Annotated in this window: 4 protein-coding genes and 1 pseudogene; 4 read left to right on the top strand and 1 reads right to left on the bottom strand. The window is 66.7% G+C overall.

Annotated features, from left to right (window positions below; translation table 11 throughout):
• The coding region (locus tag WA317_RS15915) for an acyclic terpene utilization AtuA family protein (protein ID WP_425173945.1) at positions 1-1,346 on the bottom strand (1,346 nt) is incomplete at its 3' end.
• Positions 1,347-1,610: 264 nt separating this feature from the next.
• Here WA317_RS15915 and rpmF point away from each other — a divergent pair.
• The 4 genes and pseudogenes from rpmF to WA317_RS15895 all read left to right on the top strand — a co-directional run.
• Complete coding sequence (gene rpmF / locus WA317_RS15910) at positions 1,611-1,784, top strand: 50S ribosomal protein L32 (protein WP_425173944.1); 174 nt, start codon at positions 1,611-1,613, stop codon at positions 1,782-1,784.
• A gap of 136 nt (positions 1,785-1,920) precedes the next feature.
• Positions 1,921-2,607: a response regulator transcription factor gene (locus WA317_RS15905; RefSeq protein WP_425173943.1), complete on the top strand. Its 687-nt coding sequence runs from the start codon at positions 1,921-1,923 to the stop codon at positions 2,605-2,607.
• On the top strand, positions 2,607-4,130 hold the full coding sequence (locus WA317_RS15900; protein ID WP_425173942.1) for an ATP-binding protein: 1,524 nt from the start codon (positions 2,607-2,609) through the stop codon (positions 4,128-4,130). Before WA317_RS15905 ends, WA317_RS15900 begins: the two co-directional genes overlap by 1 nt.
• Before the next feature lie 80 nt (positions 4,131-4,210).
• Positions 4,211-4,766: pseudogene (locus tag WA317_RS15895) on the top strand (hypothetical protein); the annotation flags it as partial.

The raw sequence follows: 4,766 nt of genomic DNA, 5'->3' as shown, positions 1-4,766 counted from the left end.
GGCTTGGGCAGCGGCGCAGGATCGGCGGGCGTCAGCTCGCGGGTGTCGGTGGCGGCAGGGATGTCGGTGCGGGCGCCGTCGGCGTGTACGGCGACGTGCGGCACTTCGGCGGCGTCGACGTAGCCCGGGGTGTAGACGCCGTAGACCTGACCGTCGCCGGGGGGAGCTGTGACAGTGAAGCCCGGGTAACTTGCCAACGCTAATTCGACTGCGGCCGAAGAGAACTGACGTCCGACATTCGCCGGGTCGGCATCGCGGACCACGCAGCGAAGCAGTGCGCTGGCGGCTTCTTCGGTGTCGGCGTCGGGGTGGTCGGTACGCGCCAGCGTCCACTCCAGCTCGGCCGGCTTGACGGTCAGCGCGGCTTCCAGCTGCCGTCGCACCAGGTCAGCCTTTGCGTCGATGTCCAGACCGGTTAACACGAAGGTCGTCGCGTTGCGGAAACCCCCGATGCTGTTGAGGGACACCTTGAGGTTGGGCGGTGGAGGTTCGCCGGCAACACCGCTGACCCGCACCCGATCGGCGCCGTCGGCCGACAGCTCGATGCTGTCGATGCGGGCGGTGACGTCGGGGTTGGCGTAGCGCGCGCCGGTGATCTCGTACAGCAGTTGTGCGGTGACGGTGTCGACGCTGACCAGGCCGCCGGTGCCGGGATGTTTGGTGATTACCGACGAGCCGTCAGGGTGGATCTCGGCCAGCGGGAAGCCGGGGTGGAGTAAGCCGGGGACCGCTGGGATTTCTGCGAAGAAGGAGTAGTTGCCGCCGGTGGCCTGTACGCCGCATTCGATGACGTGGCCTGCGACCACGGCACCGGCGAGTTGGTGGTAGTCGGTGCGGCTCCAGCCGAAGTGTGCGGCGGCCGGGCCCACGGTTACCGACGCATCGGTGACCCGGCCGGTGACCACGACGTCGGCGCCGGCGTTGAGGCAGTCCACGACGCCCCACGCGCCCAGGTAGGCGTTGGCGGTCAGCGGTGTGCCAAGCCCCAGCTGCTCGGCCCGGGGTTGCAGGTCGTCGCCCTCGACATGGGCGACCCGGGTCGGAATGCCCACCCGCTCGGCCAGTGCCCGGACCGCGTCCGCCAGACCGGCGGGATTGAGACCCCCGGCGTTGGTCACAATGCCCACGCCGCGGTCATGAGCCAGTCCCAAACACTCCTCGAGCTGCGTCAAGAAGGTTTTCGCGTAGCCGCGTTCCGGGCGCTTCATCCGGTCACGGCCCAGAATCAACATCGTCAGCTCGGCGAGATAGTCGCCGGTCAGGTAGTCCAGTTCCCCACCAAGCAGCATCTCGCGCATCGCCGAGTGTCGGTCGCCGTAGAAACCCGAGCAATTGCCGATCCGCACTGGGGCCGGGGCGGCAGAGGAAGAAGCCACGGGTGTCCTTTCTCTCCCAGACGGCGATCGGCAAAGTACCAACCAACCGGTAGGTTAGCCGGTGTCGCGGGTGTCACGTCAAGGACGCCGCCCGCCGTTGCGCGGAGGTTTGGTCCCTCAGCAGATCACCGGCTATCGTGGCAGGCAAGTGGTCCCCCGATCGCCGAGAAGGGGACTGAGAATCCAGCTCTTGCGACATCGCTACAGAGCCCCATCAAGGAGTTAGGCCCGATCATGGCTGTGCCGAAGCGCAGGATGTCGCGCGCGAACACCCGGAGCCGCCGCGCGCAGTGGAAGGCCAAGCGCCCCGAACTCGTCAACGTGACGGTTGCCGGTCAGCAGCACAAGGTGCCGCGCCGGCTCCTGAAGGCCGCACGCCTCGGTCTGATCGACTTCGATCGTCACTGAACCGGCTTGCCGCCGGCAAAGATCGCCCGAAAACCCCCGCTTCGCGTTTATAGTTCGCTTCGCATGCCCGTCCGGTAATTCCGAGCGGAGCAGCGGCTCTTAGCGCTTTCTTAGGGGATTGGACGACACTGTGGCCGTGCAAATACTTGTCGTTGACGACGATCGTGCAGTGCGGGAGTCGTTGCGCAGATCGCTTTCGTTCAACGGCTACTCGGTCAGCCTGGCGGCCGACGGCGTCGAGGCACTCGACTCGATTGTCAACGATCGCCCCGACGCTCTCGTGCTCGACGTCATGATGCCCCGGCTGGATGGGCTGGAGGTATGCCGTCAACTACGCAGCACCGGCGATGACATGCCAATCCTGGTCCTCACCGCACGCGACTCCGTCTCCGAGCGGGTCGCCGGGCTGGACGCCGGCGCCGACGACTATCTTCCCAAACCGTTCGCCCTCGAAGAGATGCTGGCGCGGCTGCGGGCTCTGCTGCGCCGCACCCGGAGCGACGACACCGCCGAATCGGTGGCCATGACGTTTTCAGACCTCACCCTCGATCCCGGTACCCGGGAGGTCACCCGCGGCTCGCGCGAGATCAATCTCACCCGTACCGAATTCGCACTCTTGGAGATGCTGATCGCCAATCCGCGTCGAGTGCTGACCCGCAGCCGCATCCTCGAAGAGGTATGGGGATTCGACTTTCCCACCTCGGGCAACGCATTGGAAGTGTACGTGGGGTATCTGCGTCGCAAGACTGAAGCCGACGGCGAGCCCCGGCTGATCCACACCGTGCGCGGTGTGGGTTACGTGCTGCGTGAAACCCCCCCCTGATGGTTTCTTTCCGCCGACGCCACTCCCGCCGAGCCGCTTCAACGTTGTCGCTGCGGTGGCGAGTGATGTTGTTGGCGATGTCCATGGTGGCGATGGTGGTCGTGTTGATGGCGGTCGCCGTGTACGCGGTGATCTCCGCAGCGCTGTACAAGGACATCGACTACCAGCTCCAAAGCCGGGCACAGCTGCTGATCGCGAGCGGCTCGCTGGCGCTTGATCCCGCGAAAGCCATTGAGGGAACGGCCTACTCAGACGTCAATGCCATGCTGGTGAATCCGGGCCGCACGATTTACACCGCCCACCAGGAGAACCAGACCCTGCCGGTCGGGCCCCCGGAGAAGGCGGTCATCCGCGGCGAGCTGTTCATGTCGCGGCGGACAGCGGCCGGTCAACGGGTGCTGGCCATCCACCTGCCCAACGGCAGCTCGCTGCTGATCTCCAAAAGCCTCGCCCGCACCGACGCCGTCATGACCGAACTGCGCGTGGTGCTGCTGATCGTCGGCGGCGTGGGTGTCGTCGTCGCCGCAGTGGCCGGCGGGATGGTCACCAGGGCCGGGCTGCGCCCGGTGGCGCGTCTGACCGAGGCGGCCGAGCGGGTGGCACGCACTGACGACCTGCGGCCGATACCGGTGTACGGCACCGACGAATTGTCCAGGCTCACTGAGTCGTTCAACCTGATGCTGCGCGCACTGACCGAGTCGCGAGAACGTCAGGCCCGGCTGGTCACCGACGCCGGCCACGAATTGCGTACGCCGCTCACATCGCTGCGGACCAATGTCGAATTGCTGATGGCCTCGATGGAACCGGGTGCCCCGCGGCTCCCTGAACAGGAGATGGCCGATCTGCGCGCCGACGTCCTCGCCCAGATCGAGGAACTGTCGACTCTGGTGGGCGATTTGGTGGACCTCACCCGTGACGAGGCCGGGGAGGTGGCGCACGAGCCGGTTGACATGTCCGAGATCGTGGACCGCAGCCTGGAGCGGGTGCGTCGGCGCCGCAACGACGTCGACTTCGACGTCCGGACCGTGCCTTGGCAAATCTACGGTGACGCTGCCGGACTGTCGCGTGCGGTGCTGAACCTGATGGACAACGCCGCGAAGTGGAGCCCGCCTGGCGGGCGGGTCGGCGTCACGATGCGACAAGTGGACCCGTCGCACGTCGAGCTCTTGGTATCGGATCAGGGTCCGGGAATTCCGCCGCACGAACGCGACCTGGTCTTCGAACGGTTTTTCCGCTCGGCGACCGCCCGGGCGATGCCCGGTTCCGGCCTGGGCCTGGCAATCGTGAAACAGGTGGTGCTGAAACACAGTGGGGCCCTTCGCGTGGAAGACACCGTACCGGGGGGTGAACCGCCGGGAACATCGTTCCACGTCCTGTTGCCCGGCGGGCCGATCCCAGTGGTGCCCGACACCGAAGTCGAGGACGATGCGGAGCCCGACGTTACGCCCGCCGCGAAAGGGGGAAACTCTCCAGGTGCGGCGAACGTTGTCTCAGTGGATTCTCAGTCCACGCGGGCAAGGTAGCTGCGTTTACTGTTGGATTCGCACTGTTGGATTCAAGCTGTGGATCCCATCCGACGATCAAGGAAAAGCGACCTAGCGACATGACGAATCACCCGAGGTATTCGCCACCGCCGCAGCAGCCGGGTTACCGTCCTGCGCCACCTCAGACTGGTCCTGCGCCCACCCATACGGGCGCCGCGCCTACCCAGACAGGCGCTGTGCCCACCCAGACCGGAACATTCGCCGGTCACCCGGGTGCCCCCGGCTATGGCGGTGCCGGCCCGCAGCAAACGTCCACCCAGCAGTACGACTGGCGTTACCGACAGCAACCGCCTTACCGCCCGCCCTACGAGCCGCCGTACGCAAACACCCCGCACCTCCCCGCGGGTGGGCCGCCTCCGCCGGTAGGTCCCCAAAAACGTTCGCGCGCAGGGCTGTTGACGGTCGGGGCGGTCGCGGTCGCGGTGGTGTCGGCCGGCATCGGTGGCGGCGTCGCGTCGTTGATCGACCACGGGCGGCAGGCTGCCGTCGGTCAGGGCGGCAGCAGATCATCCGGAGCGGCTCCCGGCGTCCCTGCCGCCAACGCGCCCCCGGGCTCTGTCGAACAGGTCGCCGCCAAGGTCGTGCCCAGCGTCGTGATGTTGGAGACCGATGTGG

The sequence above is a fragment of the Mycobacterium sp. genome (genome assembly GCF_049802695.1).
Lineage (GTDB): Bacteria > Actinomycetota > Actinomycetes > Mycobacteriales > Mycobacteriaceae > Mycobacterium.
Note: the sequence above shows the minus strand (reverse complement) of the source record. Positions and strands in the feature narration are given on the sequence as shown.

Bases quoted from the DNA above. Each gene is read 5' to 3' on its own strand.
- WA317_RS15900 (WP_425173942.1), top strand. From the start codon at position 2,607: ATGGTTTCTTTCCGCCGACGCCACTCCCGCCGAGCCGCTTCAACGTTG.
- rpmF (WP_425173944.1), top strand. From the start codon at position 1,611: ATGGCTGTGCCGAAGCGCAGGATGTCGCGCGCGAACACCCGGAGCCGC.